General features: G+C 72.0%; 10 protein-coding genes, 2 pseudogenes and 1 riboswitch. Of the genes and pseudogenes, 9 read left to right on the forward strand and 3 right to left on the reverse strand.

Annotated features, from left to right (window positions below; translation table 11 throughout):
• The first annotated feature begins 195 nt into the window (after window positions 1–195).
• Window positions 196–3825 (forward strand): transcription-repair coupling factor, encoded by a 3630-nt coding sequence (mfd, locus tag AB0P03_RS20935; RefSeq protein WP_363630177.1) that lies wholly within the window; start codon window positions 196–198, stop codon window positions 3823–3825.
• 71 nt (window positions 3826–3896) lie between these two features.
• On the forward strand, window positions 3897–4925 hold the full coding sequence (locus tag AB0P03_RS20940) for a MazG family protein (protein ID WP_363619235.1): 1029 nt from the start codon (window positions 3897–3899) through the stop codon (window positions 4923–4925).
• Between the two features lie 17 nt (window positions 4926–4942).
• Here the strand turns inward: AB0P03_RS20940 and AB0P03_RS20945 are convergent, their stop codons facing one another.
• On the reverse strand, window positions 4943–5368 hold the full coding sequence (locus AB0P03_RS20945; RefSeq protein ID WP_363588377.1) for an SDR family NAD(P)-dependent oxidoreductase: 426 nt from the start codon (window positions 5366–5368) through the stop codon (window positions 4943–4945).
• Window positions 5369–5632: 264 nt separating this feature from the next.
• On the opposite strand from AB0P03_RS20945, the gene AB0P03_RS20950 reads away from it, so the two are divergent.
• The 7 genes and pseudogenes from AB0P03_RS20950 (at window position 5633) to AB0P03_RS20980 (ending at window position 13901) form a co-directional block, all read left to right on the forward strand.
• Window positions 5633–6928, forward strand: coding sequence for a cytochrome P450 (locus AB0P03_RS20950; RefSeq protein ID WP_363630179.1), 1296 nt, complete (start codon window positions 5633–5635; stop codon window positions 6926–6928).
• Between the two features lie 210 nt (window positions 6929–7138).
• Window positions 7139–7306, forward strand: a riboswitch (cyclic di-AMP (ydaO/yuaA leader).
• Between the two features lie 5 nt (window positions 7307–7311).
• A complete protein-coding gene (locus tag AB0P03_RS20955) occupies window positions 7312–8229 on the forward strand; it encodes a transglycosylase family protein (protein WP_363630180.1) in 918 nt (305 codons plus the stop codon).
• Between the two features lie 267 nt (window positions 8230–8496).
• Window positions 8497–9783 (forward strand): phosphopyruvate hydratase, encoded by a 1287-nt coding sequence (gene eno / locus AB0P03_RS20960; protein WP_363588371.1) that lies wholly within the window; start codon window positions 8497–8499, stop codon window positions 9781–9783.
• A gap of 231 nt (window positions 9784–10014) precedes the next feature.
• A complete protein-coding gene (locus AB0P03_RS20965) occupies window positions 10015–10527 on the forward strand; it encodes a septum formation initiator family protein (protein WP_363630182.1) in 513 nt (170 codons plus the stop codon).
• Window positions 10499–11014 (forward strand): annotated as a pseudogene (locus AB0P03_RS20970) (DUF501 domain-containing protein); the annotation flags it as partial. The gene AB0P03_RS20965 and the pseudogene AB0P03_RS20970, both read left to right, overlap by 29 nt.
• 155 nt (window positions 11015–11169) lie before the next feature.
• A complete protein-coding gene (locus tag AB0P03_RS20975) occupies window positions 11170–12105 on the forward strand; it encodes a Ppx/GppA phosphatase family protein (RefSeq protein WP_063348031.1) in 936 nt (311 codons plus the stop codon).
• A gap of 428 nt (window positions 12106–12533) precedes the next feature.
• A complete protein-coding gene (locus AB0P03_RS20980; protein WP_063348030.1) occupies window positions 12534–13901 on the forward strand; it encodes an NAD(P)/FAD-dependent oxidoreductase in 1368 nt (455 codons plus the stop codon).
• A 200-nt stretch (window positions 13902–14101) separates the two neighbouring features.
• On the opposite strand, the gene AB0P03_RS20985 is transcribed toward AB0P03_RS20980, so the two are convergent.
• Both AB0P03_RS20985 and AB0P03_RS20990 read right to left on the reverse strand, forming a co-directional pair.
• Window positions 14102–16660, reverse strand: a complete 2559-nt coding sequence (locus AB0P03_RS20985; RefSeq protein ID WP_363630183.1) for an FtsX-like permease family protein — start codon at window positions 16658–16660, stop codon at window positions 14102–14104.
• Window positions 16661–16723: 63 nt separating this feature from the next.
• A pseudogene (locus tag AB0P03_RS20990) lies at window positions 16724–16815 on the reverse strand (ABC transporter ATP-binding protein); the annotation flags it as partial.

Below are 16815 nucleotides of genomic sequence, written 5' to 3' on the forward strand. Positions count from 1 at the left end.
CCCGGGGGCCGTTCGTCGCCCCGGACGGTGGTTCGTTCCCGCCCGGCCCCGCCGGGCCGTACACCGCGTGCGCGTCCGTGCCGCGGCGTAGGCTGGAGACCCCCGGCCGCTCGGCGTGCCGGGCCGTTCGCGTTGCCCCGGCAGGCCGCTGCCGCCCGGAGGCAGCACCAGCCACGGGACGAAGAAGAGACCCTGATGAGTCTGACCGGACTGCTCGATGTCGTCGCGCGGGACTCGGCCCTCGCCGAGGCCATCGAGGCGGCGACCGCCACCGGAGCCGCGGCCGGCGGCCGCCGCCACCTGGACCTGGTCGGACCGCCCGCCGCCCGGCCGTTCGCCATCGCCGCGCTCGCCCGCTCGCTGGCCGGCCAGGCCGCCGGCGAGCGGGGCCGTCCGGTGCTCGCCGTCACCGCGACCGGCCGGGAGGCCGAGGACCTCGCCGCCTCGCTGCGCTCGCTGCTGCCGCCGGACGCGGTCGCCGAGTACCCGGCCTGGGAGACCCTGCCGCACGAGCGGCTGTCGCCCCGCTCGGACACCGTCGGGCGCCGGCTGGCCGTGCTGCGCCGGATCGTGCACCCGCGGGCGGACGACCCGGCGGCCGGCCCGGTGCAGGTGGTCGTCGCGCCGGTCCGCTCGGTGCTCCAGCCGCAGGTCAAGGGGCTGGCCGAGCTGGAGCCGGTGGCCGTCCAGCGCGGCGAGTCGCACGACCTGGAGGAGGTCGCCCGACGGCTCTCCGCCGCCGCCTACGCGCGTGTCGAACTGGTCGAGAAGCGCGGCGAGTTCGCCGTCCGCGGCGGCATCCTGGACGTCTTCCCGCCGACCGAGGAGCACCCGCTGCGGGTGGAGTTCTGGGGCGACGACGTCGAGGAGATCCGCTACTTCAAGGTCGCCGACCAGCGCTCGCTGGAGATCGCCGAGCACGGCCTGTGGGCGCCGCCCTGCCGTGAGCTGCTGCTCACCGACGAGGTGCGGGCGCGGGCCGCCGAGCTGGCCGCCGAGCACCCCGGGCTGGCCGAGATCCTGGACAAGATCGCCGAGGGCATCGCGGTCGAGGGCATGGAGTCGCTGGCGCCCGTCCTGGTGGACGACATGGAACTGCTGATGGACGTGCTGCCGCTCGGCTCGGTCGCCGTGGTCTGCGACCCCGAGCGGGTCCGCACCCGGGCCGCCGACCTGGTGGCGACCAGCCAGGAGTTCCTGCACGCCTCCTGGGTGGCGGCGGCGGCCGGCGGGGACCGGCCGATCGACCTGGAGACCATCGACGTCTCGGCCGCCTCGCTGCGCTCGCTCGCCGAGGTGCGCGAGCACGCCGCCGAGATCGGCCTGCCCTGGTGGTCGGTCAGCCCGTTCGCGACCAGCGAGTCCACCGTGAACGAGGTCCTGGAGTTCGACGCCAACACGCTCACCCTCGGCATGCACGCCGTCGAGGCCTACCGGGGCGACACCGCCCGGGCGATCGCCGACGCCAAGGAGCGGCTGGCCGCAGACTGGCGCGTCGTGATGGTGACGGAGGGCCACGGGCCCGCCTCCCGGCTCGCCGAGGTGCTCGGCAACGAGGGCATCCCGGCCCGGCTGGTCGCCGACCTCGCCGAGGCGCCCACCCGGGACGTCGTCTACGTCTCCTGCGGCTCGATCGAGCACGGCTTCGTCGACGAGGCCCTGAAGCTGACGGTCATCACCGAGACCGACCTGTCCGGCCAGAAGTCCTCCACCAAGGACATGCGCCGGATGCCGTCCCGGCGCCGCAACGCGATCGACCCGTTGGCCCTGGCCGCCGGCGACTACGTCGTTCACGAGGCGCACGGCGTCGGCCGGTACGTCGAGATGGTGCAGCGCACCGTCCAGGGTGCCACCCGCGAGTACCTGGTGTTGGAGTACGCCCCGGCCAAGCGCGGCCACCCCGGCGACCGGCTGTTCGTGCCGACCGACCAGCTCGACCAGGTCACCAAGTACGTCGGCGGCGAGGCCCCGACGCTGCACCGGCTCGGCGGCGCGGACTGGGCGAAGACCAAGCAGCGGGCCAAGAAGGCGGTCAAGGAGATCGCCGCCGACCTGATCAAGCTGTACTCGGCGCGGATGGCCGCCCCCGGCCACACCTTCGGCCCGGACACCCCCTGGCAGCGCGAGCTGGAGGACGCCTTCCCGTACGCGGAGACGCCGGACCAGCTGACCACCATCGCCGAGGTCAAGTCCGACATGGAGAAGTCCGTCCCGATGGACCGGCTGATCTGCGGCGACGTCGGCTACGGCAAGACCGAGATCGCGGTGCGCGCCGCGTTCAAGGCGGTGCAGGACGGCAAGCAGGTGGCGGTGCTGGTGCCGACCACGCTGCTGGTGCAGCAGCACTTCTCCACCTTCGCCGAGCGGTACGCCAACTTCCCGGTGTCGGTGAAGGCGCTCTCCCGGTTCCAGAGCGACAGCGAGGCCAAGGCCGTGCTGGAGGGCCTGTTCGAGGGCTCGGTGGACGTCGTCATCGGCACCCACCGGCTGTTCTCCTCCGAGACCAGGTTCAAGGACCTCGGCCTGGTCATCGTCGACGAGGAGCAGCGCTTCGGCGTCGAGCACAAGGAGCAGCTGAAGAAGCTGCGCGCCAACGTCGACGTGCTCACCATGTCCGCGACGCCGATCCCGCGCACCCTGGAGATGGCCGTCACCGGCATCCGCGAGATGTCCACCATCACCACCCCGCCGGAGGAGCGGCACCCGGTGCTGACCTTCGTCGGCCCCTACGACGAGAAGCAGATCTCGGCCGCGATCCGGCGTGAACTCCTGCGCGAGGGCCAGGTGTTCTACATCCACAACCGGGTGGAGTCGATCGACAAGGCGGCCGCCCGGCTCAAGGACCTCGTCCCCGAGGCGCGGATCGCCACCGCGCACGGGCAGATGGGGGAGAACCAGCTGGAGAAGGTCGTCGTCGACTTCTGGGAGAAGGAGTTCGACGTCCTGGTGTCGACCACGATCGTGGAGTCCGGCATCGACATCTCCAACGCCAACACCCTGATCGTCGAGCGCGGGGACACCTTCGGCCTCTCCCAGCTGCACCAGCTGCGCGGGCGGGTCGGCCGGGGCCGCGAGCGCGGCTACGCGTACATGCTGTACCCGCCGGAGAAGCCGCTCACCGAGACCGCGCACGAGCGCCTGGCGACCATCGCCCAGCACACCGAGATGGGCGCCGGCATGTACGTGGCGATGAAGGACCTGGAGATCCGCGGCGCCGGCAACCTGCTCGGCGGCGAGCAGTCCGGGCACATCGCGGGCGTCGGCTTCGACCTCTACATGCGGATGGTCGGCGAGGCGGTGGCCGAGTTCCGCGAGTCGCTGGCGAACGGCGGCGAGCCGGAGGAGGAGCCGCTGGAGGTGAAGATCGAGCTGCCGGTCGACGCGCACGTGCCGCACGACTACGCGCCCGGCGAGCGGCTGCGGCTGCAGGCGTACCGCTCGATCGCGGCGGTCAACTCGGAGGCGGACATCCAGCAGGTCCGGGACGAGCTCGTCGACCGCTACGGCAAGCTGCCCGAGCCGGTGGAGAACCTGCTGCTGGTCGCGGCGCTGCGGCTGTACGCCCGGCGGTGCGGCATCGCGGACATCACCCTCCAGGGGGCCAACGTCCGGTTCGGGCCGGTGGAGCTGCGGGAGTCCCAGCAGCTGCGGCTGAACCGGCTCTACCCGCGCAGCCAGGTCAAGGCGGCCGCCCAGCAGCTGCTGGTGCCGCGGCCGAGCACCGGGCGGATCGGCGGCAAGCCGCTGGTCGGGCGGGAGCTGCTGGGCTGGTGCAGCGAGTTCCTGTCGGCGATGTTCGACGACCTGGCGGGGTCGAAGAAGTAGGACCCCGGCGGGAGGGGCGGGTCCCGTCGGGCCCGTCCCCGCCCCGGGCGGGCGGCGGGTAGGTTCGGGGTGTGACGACGAATGTTCCGGACGCGAAGCTGATCCTGCTGACGACCACCCACCGGGTGGCCCCCGGGTTGCTGGCGTGGCCGGCGTGGGAGGCGCTGCGGTCGGCGGGGCGGGTGCTGGCGGGGGACGCGGGGCATCCGCAGGTGGCGGCGGTGCGGCAGGCCGGGGTGGAGGTCGAGGTCGTGGCGGCGGGGTCGGCACCGGCGCTGGCGCGGCTGCTGACCGGGCAGCCGGGCGGGGCTGGGCCGACGGTGTGGCTGGGCAGCCCGGACGGGGATCCGGGGCTGACGGACGCGCTGGCGCGGCTGGCGGTGGAGCACGCCGGTGAGGTGCCGGAGATCGAGGTGCTGCCGGGGTCGTACGACCTGCCGGGGGCGCGGCTGCTGGACCTGGTGTCGGTGATGGACCGGCTGCGCTCGCCGGGCGGTTGCCCGTGGGACGCCGAGCAGACGCACGAGAGCCTGGTGAAGTACCTGGTCGAGGAGGCGTACGAGCTGGTCGAGGCGATCGAGGAGGGGGACCGGGAGACGCTGCGCGAGGAGTTGGGCGACGTGCTGCTCCAGGTGTTCTTCCACTCCCGGATCGCCGAGGAGCACCCGGCGGAGGCGTTCTCGATCGACGACGTGGCCGGTGACATCGTCGAGAAGCTGATGTACCGGCACCCGCACGTGTTCGGGGACGTCGAGGCGGAGGGCGCCGCCGAGGTGGAGGCGAACTGGGAGCAGCTGAAGGCGGCCGAGAAGGCGGACCGGGAGTCGGTGCTGGACGGCGTGCCGGCCGGGCTGCCGTCGCTGGCGTACGCGGCGAAGCTGGTGTCGCGGGTGCGCCGGGCGGGCTTCGCGGGCGTGCCGGACGAGCCGTACGCGCTGCCGGCGGAGCTGACGGCGCAGTCGGCGGGCCGGCTGCTGCTGGCGGTGGCGCAGCGGGCGCACGACGCCGGGGTGGACGTGGACGCGGCGCTGCGTTCGGCCGCGCGCGGTTACCGGGACGCGGTGCGCGCGGCCGAGGGCCTCGGGCCGGTCGGCGAGTAGCGGGCCCGGGCAGGGCCTCAGGCGGCCGTGGCGGTGTTCTCGATCGGCCGCCGCTGCCGGGGGACGACTTCGCCGATGGCCTCGCCGACGAGGGCGAGGAGTTCGGCGAGGCGTTCGAGGTCGAGGCGGGCGGGCAGTTCGGCGAGCGAGACGATCCGCTCGCCGTCGGGGCCGGCGACGCAGAACAGGTCGATGGGGCCGAGGTGCTTCTCGGCGGTGTCGACGAGGGCGGCGACGTCGCTGGGGCGGCGGATGTCGCCGCCGACGCCGACGACGGGGCATCCCGGCCGGTCGAGTTCGGTGGCGAGGTCCTCGGCGACGCCCGCACGTTGGTCGGCGATCAGCACTCCGGCGGCGCCGGCGGCGGCGAACCGGCGGGCGAGCTCGGCTCCCGATCCGCCGTCGAGTACCGCGATGACGACGACTGCCCCGCTGACCCGCATGGTCTGCTCCTCCCTGTGGGCGACACCGCACCGGCGCCCACGATTTCTGCGGAGGATCGTAGGCAGGTCCTGACCCTCCGCAACAGGGATTACCCCTCAGGTGACCAGGGTCACGCCCGCCACCCGGCCAAGAGCTGTCCAAGAGCTGTCCACGGGGCGTCCACGGAGCGTTGGCGGGCCGTCCGCCGGGTGTCGACGATCCGGCCCCGCCGGTCGCGTCCGCCGGAGGCGGTGCGGCCCCGACCCACCGGATACGGTCGACGCATGCCAGTGCAGCCCGATCCCGCCGCCCCGCAGCTCTTCACCTGGGAGTTCGCCACCGATCCGTACCCCGCCTACGCCTGGTTGCGCGAGCACGCCCCGGTGCACCGCACGACGCTGCCGAGCGGGGTGGAGGCCTGGCTGGTGACCCGCTACGCGGACGCTCGGCAGGCGCTGGCGGACGGCCGGCTGTCGAAGAACCCGGCGCACCACAGCGAGCAGGCGCACCGCACCGGGCGGGTGGGAATTCCGGGGGAACGCCAGGCGGACTTGATGACGCATCTGCTGAACATCGACCCGCCGGACCACACCCGGCTGCGCCGGCTGGTGTCGAAGGCGTTCACGCCGCGCCGGGTGGCGGAGTTCGAGCCGCGGGTGCAGCAGCTCACGGACCGGCTGATCGACGGCTTCGCGCAGCGCGGTTCGGCGGACCTGATCCACGAGTTCGCGTTCCCGCTCCCCATCTACGCGATCTGCGACCTGCTGGGCGTGCCGGCCGAGGACCAGGACGACTTCCGGGACTGGGCCGGGATGATGATCCGGCACGGCGGCGGCCAACGCGGCGGCGTGGGGCGGGCGGTGAAGCGGATGCGGGCGTACCTGCTGGAGCTGATCCACCGCAAGCGGGCGGATCCGGGTGATGACTTGATCTCGGGCCTGATCCGGGCGAGCGACCACGGCGAGCACCTGAACGAGAACGAGGCCGCCGCGATGGCGTTCATCCTCCTGTTCGCGGGGTTCGAGACGACCGTCAACCTGATCGGCAACGGCACGTACGCGCTGCTGCGCAACCCGGAGCAGCGCAGGCTGCTGCAGGAGTCGGTGGTGCGCGGCGAGACGGCGCTGCTGGAGACCGGGATCGAGGAACTCCTGCGCTACGACGGGCCGGTGGAGATGGCGACGTGGCGTTTCGCGACGCGGCCGCTGTCGATCGGCGGGGTGGACATCCCGGTGGGCGATCCGGTGCTGGTGGTGCTGGCCGCGGCGGATCGCGATCCGGCCAGGTTCGCGGACGAGAACACCCTGGACCTGGCCCGCACGGACAATCCGCACCTGGGTTTCGGCCACGGGATCCACTACTGCATCGGCGCCCCGCTGGCCCGCCTGGAGGGGCGGAGCGCACTGGCCACGCTGCTTTCCCGGCTGCCGGACCTGCGGCTCGCGGAAAACCCGGAGAACCTGCGCTGGAGGGGCGGCCTGATCATGCGTGGCCTGCGGGAACTCCCGGTCGAATTCACTCCGGAGACCTGCTCTCCGCACGCGCCGCCGGTCACGCCGACCGACGCCCCGACACGCTGACGGCATGTCTCCGGCGGCCCGTGGAGCCAGGCCTGAACCCGCATCAATCCGGACATACCGCCGCCGCTGGTAGGCGATTGACCACGCGCCGTAATTTGTGTGTGATATCGGTGATATGAGCTTGTTATTGGTCTGATGATCTGTCTACTCTCCCTGGAGTTCGCAGCTGCGGACCTCGTGCGCGGAACGCCGAATCCTGCCCGCCGCGTCACGGGAAATCGACCAGACCCTGGGCAGGGGCGGGGGAACCAGGTTTGTTGCCGTTCCCCGACGGCTTGGGGTGAAGCCGCCCGAGCGGAATCGTTTCCGCTTTCGGCGGCCGGGCCACCTCCCGGTCCGAACCCGACAGCTCACCTCGCAGGCGTGCGGAGAGGGACCTCTTCATGCTGTTCGTTGGAACCGGCCGCCACCGCCGTCGCACCCAGACCGAGAAGGCCATCGCCGTCGCCGGTGTGGCCGGCGTCGGACTCGCGATGCCGCTCCTCACCGCCACCGGCGCCTCCGCCGCCCCGGCCTCCACCTGGGACGCCGTCGCCCAGTGCGAGAGCGGCGGCAACTGGAGCATCAACACCGGCAACGGCTTCTCCGGCGGCCTGCAGTTCACGCCCAGCACCTGGAAGGCGTACGGCGGCACCTCCTACGCCCCGCAGGCCAACCAGGCCAGCAAGGCGCAGCAGATCTCGGTCGCCGAGAAGGTGCTGGCCTCGCAGGGCCCGGGCGCCTGGCCGGTCTGCTCCCAGAAGGCCGGCCTGAGCAAGGGCGGCGCCCCGGCCTCCGTGGACACCTCTACGGACGCCAAGCCCGCCAAGCAGTCCGCCGCCAAGTTGACCCAGCAGGCGCAGGCCCCGAAGCCCGCCCAGCAGCCGGTCAAGCAGGCCGCCCCGAAGCCGGCCGCCCAGCAGCCCGTCCAGCAGGCCCCGCAGCAGACGCAGCCGCAGACCCAGGGCTTCTCCGGCAAGGCCGGCTGGGACGCCGACGCGAAGGTGTACTGGTACCAGAACAACGGCGCCTGGTACTGGACCAGCCACCAGAGCGTCTACCAGCAGTACGCGGGCCAGCCCGCCGCCCAGCCGCAGTACGCGCCCCGCGCCGCGCAGCCCGCGCAGTCCGCCCCGGCCGCGCAGCCCGCCGCCGCGCAGGGCGGTCACGACTACACCGTCAGGGCCGGCGACACGCTGTCGACGATCGCCGCCGCCCAGGGCGTGTCCGGCGGCTGGCAGTCGGTGTACGACGGCAACCGCGGCACCGTCGGCGGCAACCCCAACCTGATCATGCCCGGCCAGGTGCTGCACCTCGGCTGAGCGGCCCGGGCCCTGAACGGCCCGCGCCCTGCGGGCGAAGGGGGACGGGACCTGTCCCCCTTCGCCCGCATTCCCCCGTATTCGCCCGCTTCGATCGGGCAAGCAGGTGAACTACTGGCGGGTAGCCGGGCCACACGCTGAGACGGGACCGAGGCCAGCGCGGCCCCGGGGGCCGGGGCGGTTAGGCTCTGGTCGTAACGACTCCGCAATCGTCCCGCCGGCAGCACCCAACGTCAGCCGGACCCTGCTTCCGCAAGGAGATGCCTCGTGCCGTCCATCGATGTCGTCGTAGCCCGTGAGATCCTCGACTCGCGTGGCAACCCCACGGTCGAGGTCGAGGTCGGCCTCGACGACGGCAGCACCGGCCGTGCCGCTGTCCCGTCGGGTGCCTCCACCGGCGCCTTCGAGGCGCTCGAGCTGCGCGACGGTGACAAGAACCGCTACTTCGGCAAGGGCGTGGAGAAGGCCGTCCTGGCCGTCATCGAGCAGATCGGCCCGGAGCTGGTCGGCTACGACGCCACCGAGCAGCGCCTGATCGACCAGGCCATGCTCGACCTGGACGCCACCCCGGACAAGTCCTCGCTCGGCGCCAACGCGATCCTGGGCGTCTCGCTGGCCGTGGCGCACGCCGCCTCCGAGGCCAGCGACCTGCCGCTGTTCCGCTACCTGGGCGGCCCGAACGCGCACGTGCTGCCCGTTCCGATGATGAACATCCTCAACGGCGGTTCGCACGCGGACTCCAACGTCGACATCCAGGAGTTCATGATCGCCCCGATCGGCGCGGAGTCCTTCTCCGAGGCCGTCCGCTGGGGCGTCGAGGTCTACCACACCCTCAAGGGCGTGCTGAAGGAGCGCGGCCTGTCCACCGGCCTCGGCGACGAGGGCGGCTTCGCGCCGAACCTGGACAGCAACCGCGAGGCCCTGGACCTCATCACCGAGGCCATCCAGAAGGCCGGCTACGTGCCCGGCCGTGACATCGCGCTCGCCCTGGACGTCGCCGCGTCCGAGTTCTACGAGGACGGCGCCTACCAGTTCGAGGGCAAGGCCATCTCCGCCGCCGAGCTCATCGAGTACTACGCCGAGCTGGTCGACGCCTACCCGCTGGTCTCCATCGAGGACCCGCTGGACGAGTCGGACTGGGACGGCTGGAAGGCCATGACCGTCAAGCTGGGCGACAAGGTCCAGCTGGTCGGCGACGACCTGTTCGTCACCAACCCGGCCCGCCTGGCCAGGGGCATCGAGACCGGCACCGCCAACGCGCTGCTGGTGAAGGTGAACCAGATCGGCTCGCTGACCGAGACCCTGGACGCCGTCGAGCTGGCCCAGCGCAACGGCTACCGCTGCATGATGTCGCACCGCTCCGGCGAGACCGAGGACGTCACCATCGCCGACCTGGCCGTCGCCACCAACTGCGGCCAGATCAAGACCGGTGCCCCGGCCCGCTCCGAGCGCGTCGCCAAGTACAACCAGCTGCTGCGCATCGAGGAGATCCTCGACGACGCCGCCGAGTACGCCGGCCGCGGCGCCTTCCCGCGCTTCCGCTCCGCGGAATAGCAAGCACAGCCGCTCTGCGGAATAGCCAGCACAGCCGCTCCGCGGAGTAGCAAGCACGGCCGCTCCGCGGAGCAGCAGGCTCAGCCGCTCCTCGGAGCAGCGAGCACGGTCGCTCCGCCGACCGGTGAGCACGCCTGACCGGTGCCCCGCCGTTCACCCCGTAGGGTGGACGGCGGGGCACCGTCGCGACCAGGAGGGGAACGGGAGATGGCAGGCTGGAGGATCCCGGGCTTGGCGGCCCGGCCTCGCTTCACGAGCCGGGCGACCGTCCTCGTCCTGGTGCTCTGCTCGCTGGTGGCGATCCTCGCCTACCCGACGCGGCAGTTCATCTCCCAGCGCGCCGAGATCTCCGCCCAGCAGGCGAAGGCCGACCGCTCCCGCCAGCAGGTCGAGCAGCTGCGCCGGGAGAAGGCCCGCTGGCAGGACCCCGAGTACGTCAAGGCGCAGGCCCGTGTCCGGCTGCACTACGCGATGCCGGGGGAGACCCCGTACATCGCGGTGGATCCGGCCGGTCAGGCCGCCGCCCGGCCCTCGTCGTCCGCCTCCGGTGTCGCTGCCGGCGCCGCCCCGGCCGCCTCCGACGGCGCGCCAGGCGGCTCGGCGCGGGCCGCCAAGCCCTGGTACGCCAGCATCTGGGACTCGGTCGACGCCGCCGACACCACCGACGCCGCCGTCCCGGCCCCCGCCTCCCCCCGTCCGCTCCCACCGTCCCCCGCTGGAGACACCTCCCCCCATGACCACTGAGAACCACCCCGCCGTCTCCGACGCCGACGTCGCCGCCATCGCCGCCCAGCTCGGCCGGGTGCCGCGCGGCCTGCGCGGCGTGGCGCACCGCTGCCCCTGCGGCAACCCGGACGTCGTGGAGACGGCCCCCCGACTGCCGGACGGCACGCCGTTCCCGACGCTGTACTACCTGACCTGCCCCAAGGCCGCCTCGCTGATCGGCACCCTGGAGGCGGACGGCGTGATGAAGGAGCAGACCGCCAGGCTCGCCGAGGACCCGGAGCTGGCCGCCGCCTACCAGAAGGCGCACGAGGACTACATCGCCCGGCGCGATGCCATCGAGGTGCTGGAGGGCTTCCCGAGCGCCGGCGGCATGCCGGACCGGGTGAAGTGCCTGCACGTGCTGGTCGGCCACTCGCTGGCGGCCGGCGAGGGCGTCAACCCGCTCGGCGACGAGGCGATCGGCCTGCTGGAGGACTGGTGGGCCAAGGGCCCCTGCGTCTCCCCGGCCGAGGTCGAGGCCGCCGGTGAGCGGGTCGCCCGCAACCGGGCCAAGGACCAGGACCACCAGGCCGTGATCGAGGCCAAGCAGCAGAAGGCCGCCGAGCGCGCCGCGAAGAAGCGGGCCGCCGAGGAGTCCGACGCCGGGGAGTCCGCGTGAGCATGACCCGGGTGGCCGCGATCGACTGCGGCACCAACTCGATCCGGCTGCTGGTCGCCGACCTGGACCCGGCCACCGGGGAGATCACCGACCTCGACCGCCGAATGATCATCAATCGGCTGGGCCAGGGCGTGGACCAGACCGGCCGGCTGCACCCGGACGCGCTGGCCCGCACCTTCGCGGCCTGCCGCGAGTACCGGGAGGTCATCGCCGGGTTCGGGGTGGGCCCGGAGCGCACCCGCTTCGTCGCCACCAGCGCCTCGCGGGACGCCGAGAACAGCGACGAGTACGTCGAGGGCGTGCGCGCGATCCTGGGCGTCGAGCCCGAGGTGGTGAGCGGCGAGGAGGAGGCGCACCTGTCCTTCGTGGGCGCCACCAAGGAGCTGACCGGCGGCCAGTTCCCGGCGCCGTACCTGGTGTTCGACCTCGGCGGAGGCTCGACCGAGTTCGTGCTGGGCGGTGCGGACGTGCAGGCGGCGCGCTCGGTGGACATCGGCTGCGTCCGGCTCACCGAGCGGCACTTCGGCGGCGCCGAGCTGCCCTCGCCGGAGCAGATCGAGACGGCCCGGGCGCACGTGCGGGCCGAGCTGGACAAGGCCGAGGAGGTCGTCCCGCTGCGCGGCGCGGCCACCCTGGTGGGCCTGGCCGGGACGGTCACCACGGTGTCCGCGATCGCCCAGGACCTGCCGGCCTACGATTCGGCGGCGATCCACCACTCGCGGATCGGCCGGGAGCGGGTCGCCGGGATCGCCCGCGAGCTGCTGGGTGCCACCCACGCCGAGCGCGCGGCCATCCCGTCGATGCACCCGGGCCGGGTGGACGTGATCGCGGCCGGCGCGCTGGAGCTGCTGGAGATCATGGAGCGGACGGGCGCGGCCGAGGTGGTCGTGAGCGAGCACGACATCCTGGACGGCATCGCCTGGAGTATGGCCTCCTGACCTCCTGCGAGCCTTACCCGACCGGCCCCGGCACCCCTTTCGGGGGTCCGGGGCCGGGGCACGCCCGGACCGGTGCGGGAAAGTTCGTGAATTTCTTCACATGGCGATCCAGTCATTCGTCGCAGCTGCTCGCCCGCTACGTCCGAAATGTGGGACCGAAGGTCTGCTCGCCGTGACGACCCCTGGATCGCAGGTCAAGCCTCGGTTGAGGTTTGAAAATCGAAATCACGAGCGGGAACCCGGGCACCGTACGGATCGTTGCTGCTCAGCAGGGTGGTATTCCGGCGTGCGCTCACGAGGGGGCGCCCGAGGCCGCGAGTCGGCGCGCCGGGCCCGGATTTGCGGCCGCGCAGTGTAGCACGGGGTGTCCAGAAGCTTGTGACCGGGCTCACGAAGGCTGCTCCGGACGGTGCTGGATACTTTCGGATATGAGCACCACGGAGCGTCCTCGCATCCTCATTGTCGGCGGTGGTTACGTCGGCCTGTATGCCGCGATGCGCATCCTCAAGAAGATGCGTTACGGCGAAGCGACCGTCACGGTCGTGGACCCGCGGTCGTACATGACGTACCTGCCCTTCCTCCCCGAGGCGGCCGGCGGCAACGTCGCGCCCCGCAACCTCGTCGCGCCGCTGCGCAGCGCCCTCAAGAAGGCGGAGGTGCTCACCGGTGCGGTCACCGGTGTGGACCACGCCCGCAAGGTCGCCACCATCCAGCCCGCGGCCGGCGACAGCTACGAGCTGCCCTTCGAGTACCTGGTCGTCGCGACCGGCTCGGTCTCCCGCACCTTCCCGATCCCGGGTCTGGCGGAGCACGGCATCGGCATGAAGACGGTGGAGGAGGCCATCAGCCTCCGCAACCACGTCATGGCCCAGCTCGACAAGGCCGAGTCCACCGCCGACGAGGAGGTCCGCCGCAAGGCCCTGACCTTCGTCGTCATCGGCGGCGGCTTCGCCGGTGTCGAGACGATCGCCGAGGTCGAGGACATGGCGCGCGATGCCGCCAAGATCTACAAGACCGTCAGCCGTGACGACATGCGCTTCGTCCTGGTGGAGGCGGCCAACCGCATCCTCCCGGAGATGGGCCCGGACCTCGGTCTGTGGACCAAGGAGAAGCTCGAGGAGCGGAAGATCGAGGTCTACATCGAGACCTCGATGGACTCCTGCGTCGACCAGCACGTGGTGCTGAAGAACGGCCTGGAGATGGACGCCTCCACCATCGTGTGGACGGCCGGCGTGAAGCCGAACCCGGTGCTGGCCAACTTCGGCCTGCCGCTGGGCCCGCGCGGCCACGTCGACACCGCGCCGACCCTCCAGGTCCAGGGCTTCGACTACGTCTGGTCCGCCGGCGACAACGCCCAGGTCCCGGACCTCGCCTCCGGCGAGGGCGCCTGGTGCCCGCCGAACGCGCAGCACGCCGTGCGCCAGGCCGCCGTCCTCGGTGACAACGTCATCTCGGGCATGCGGGGCTTCCCGCAGAAGAACTACGAGCACAAGAACCTCGGTGCGGTCGCCGGCCTGGGCCTGCACAAGGGCGTCGCGATCCTCTTCGGCAAGGTCAAGCTGAAGGGCCGTCTGGCCTGGTGGTTCCACCGCGCGTACCACGGCGCCATGGTTCCGACCATGAACCGCAAGGTCCGGGTCTTCACCGACTGGACGCTGGCCATGTTCCTGAAGCGCGAGATGGTCGGCCTCTCCCAGATGGAGCAGCCGCGCCTGCCGATCCAGGAGGTCACGGCGCCCACGAAGCCCGTGGAGGCCGCCAAGCCGGCCGCCGAGAAGGAACTCGCCAGCAAGTAAGCGACTGAGACCCCGGTGTGGGAGCACCGGGGTATGAGTCGGAGGCCCTCCGCCCGGCAGTGTCGCCGGACCACGACCTCCGTGGTGCTCAGCCGGCCGTGCGACCGGGCGGAGTACAGAAGTAGAAGGGCCCCTGCCGAAACCCTCCGGCAGGGGCCCTTTCTCGTCGTCCGCCCGCTGGGCGGGCCCGTGAGGGGCGGTCAGTCGGTCTTGATGCTCGCCAGGATGTCCAGCTTGGACGCCCGGCGGGCGGGCCAGATCGCGGCCACCAGGCCGACCACCCCGGCCAGGGCCAGGAACAGCGCCAGCTGGCCGAAGGGCAGGACGGTGGTCAGGCCGCTCAGGCTGGACTTCAGGGTGCCGTTGATCGCCCAGGCGATGAAGCAGCCGAGCAGCAGGCCGATGCCGGCGCCGAACAGCGAGATCACCACGGACTCCAGGCGGACCATCCGCTTGATGCCCCGGCGGTCCAGGCCGATCGCCCGCAGCATCCCGATCTCGCGCTTGCGCTCGAAGACCGACATCGCCAGCGTGTTGATCACGCCCAGGATCGCGACCAGCACGGACATCGCCAGCAGGCCGTACATCAGGTTCAGCGCGAAGGTGATGGTCTGGCTGAAGTCGTCGCGGACGTCCTGCTTGGACTTGACGTCGATCACCGGGTTGGCGCCGGTGGCGTCCTTGAGGGACTGCTTGAGCGCGGCGGTGGCGCCGTCCTTGCCCTTGACCAGGACGTCGGTGATGTAGGGCTTCGGCTCGTGCTTGGCGACCTCGCTGTTGGCCAGCAGGACCGGGCCGAGCATGCCGCCCTTCTCGTACACGCCGCCGACGGTGAGCTGACCGGTGGACTGGTCCGGGTAGGAGACCGCCACCGTCGAGCCGGTGGTGAGGTGGAGCTTCGTGGCGAGGTCCTGGTCCACCAGGACCTTGCCCTGGCCGAGCGCGGCGGTGGCGCCGCTGGTCAGCTTGACCTCGGCGAGCTGGTCGAAGGAGCCGGCGTCCATGCCGGTGATCGTCACGCCGCTGCCGTCGAACTTCCAGTCGGCGGTCGTCACCGCGGAGGAGGCGGCCACCCCGGGGGCCTTGGCGATCTGCCCGGGCACCTGCTCGGACAGGCTCATGTGGTTGGCGCCCGAGACCATGTAGTCGGACTTCATCGAGCTGGTGACGGCCTTGTCGATCGCGCCGCCGACCGAGGCACCGATCACGGTGAGGCCGCTGACCAGGGTCAGGCCGATGGTGAGCGCGGCGGCGGTGGACGCGGTGCGGCGCGGGTTGCGGACCGCGTTCTGCTGGGCGAGCTTGCCCGGGGTGCCGCCGAGCCCGCGCAGCAGCGGGCCGATCAGTGCGACCACCGGGCGGGAGAGCAGCGGCAGCAGGACGAAAACGCCGATCAGGGCGAGCAGGGCGCCGAGGCCGACCGGCAGGCGGCCGCTGTCGTTGCCGGTGGAGGCGCCGAAGCCGATCAGCGCGAGGCCGCCGGCGGTGAGCGCCGAGCCGATCGCGTTGCGGACCAGCAGGCTCTTCTGGCTGGTCGGCTGGTCGCCGCTGCTCATCGCCGCCACCGGGGCGATCCGGGCGGCGCGCACGGCCGGCAGCAGGGCGGACAGCACCGTCACCAGGACGCCGACGGCCAGGGTCACCGCGATGGTGAGCGGCTTGATGACCAGCGTGCCGTGCGGCATGTTCTCGTTCAGCCGGCTCATCAGGGACTGCATGCCGGCGCCGATTCCGATGCCGGCGAGCAGCCCGGCCAGCGCCGCGACGGTGCCGATCGCCAGGGCCTCGACCAGCACCGAGCGGGTGACCTGCTTGCGGCTGGCGCCGATCGCCCGCAGCAGCGCGAGTTCCTTGGTGCGCTGGGCGACCAGCATGGTGAAGGTGTTGGCGATGATGAAGATGCCGACGAAGAGCGAGATCCCGGCGAAGACCAGCAGCATGGTGCGCATGCTGTCGGTGGCCTTGGTGATCATCTCCTGCTCGTCGGCCTTGAGCTTGGTGCCCGTCTCGACGTCGAAGTGCCGGTCGGACGGCACCTTGGGCTGGACCTGGGCGAGCAGCGCGTCCTCGCTGGTGCCGGGCTTGGCGGTGAGCACGATGCTGCTGAAGTGGCCGGGCTCCAGCAGCAGCTGCTGGGCGGTGGCGCGGTCGAACAGGGTGAGGGTGCCGCCGCTGTTCACCACCGGGTCGTCGGTGGTGAAGACGCCGGTGAGCTTCGCCTCGATCACCGGGCCGTTGATGGCGATCCGGACGGTGTCGCCGATCCTGTAGCCGGCCTTGTCGGCGGTCTTGCGGTCGAGGGCGATCTCCTTGCCGTTCTTCGGGCCCTGGCCCTCGGCCATCGGGTAGCGCGGGTCCTTGCCGTCCGCGGCCGGGGCGAAGTTGGCGCCCTTGGCGGCCCAGAACTGGCCGATCAGGTTGCCGCTCCGGTCGGCGACCCCGGTGAAGCCGCTGACCACGCCGCGGGCGTTGGCGGTGCCCGGCAGGGCGGCCAGCTGCTGGACGGTGGCGTCGGTGAGCGAGGCGTTGCCGCTCTCGCTCTTCGGCTTGGCGCTGGTGCGGGGGCCGGCCGAGTAGTCCACGACCTGGACCGAGACGTCCGAGTAGCTCTTGGAGTTGTTGTCCCGCATGGCCTTGCCGAAGGTGTCGGAGAAGACCATGGTGCCGGCGACGAAGGCGGTGCCGAGCATGACGGCCAGCGCCGTCATGAGGAGTCGGCCCTTGTGGGCCAGCACGTTGCGCAGTGCGGTGCGGTACATGGGGTGTCCTGGGTTTCGCGTAGGGGCGGCGGCTGGGCTGGCGGGCCCTGGCTGGTGGTGGCTCTAGCTGGTGCGGCCCTTGGCGTCGAAGCGGCGCATGCGGTCCAGGACGGTGTCGGCGGTGGGGTGGTGGAGTTCGTCGACGATGCGGCCGT

The organism is Kitasatospora sp. NPDC088779 (genome assembly GCF_040685395.1).
Taxonomy (GTDB): Bacteria; Actinomycetota; Actinomycetes; order Streptomycetales; family Streptomycetaceae; genus Kitasatospora.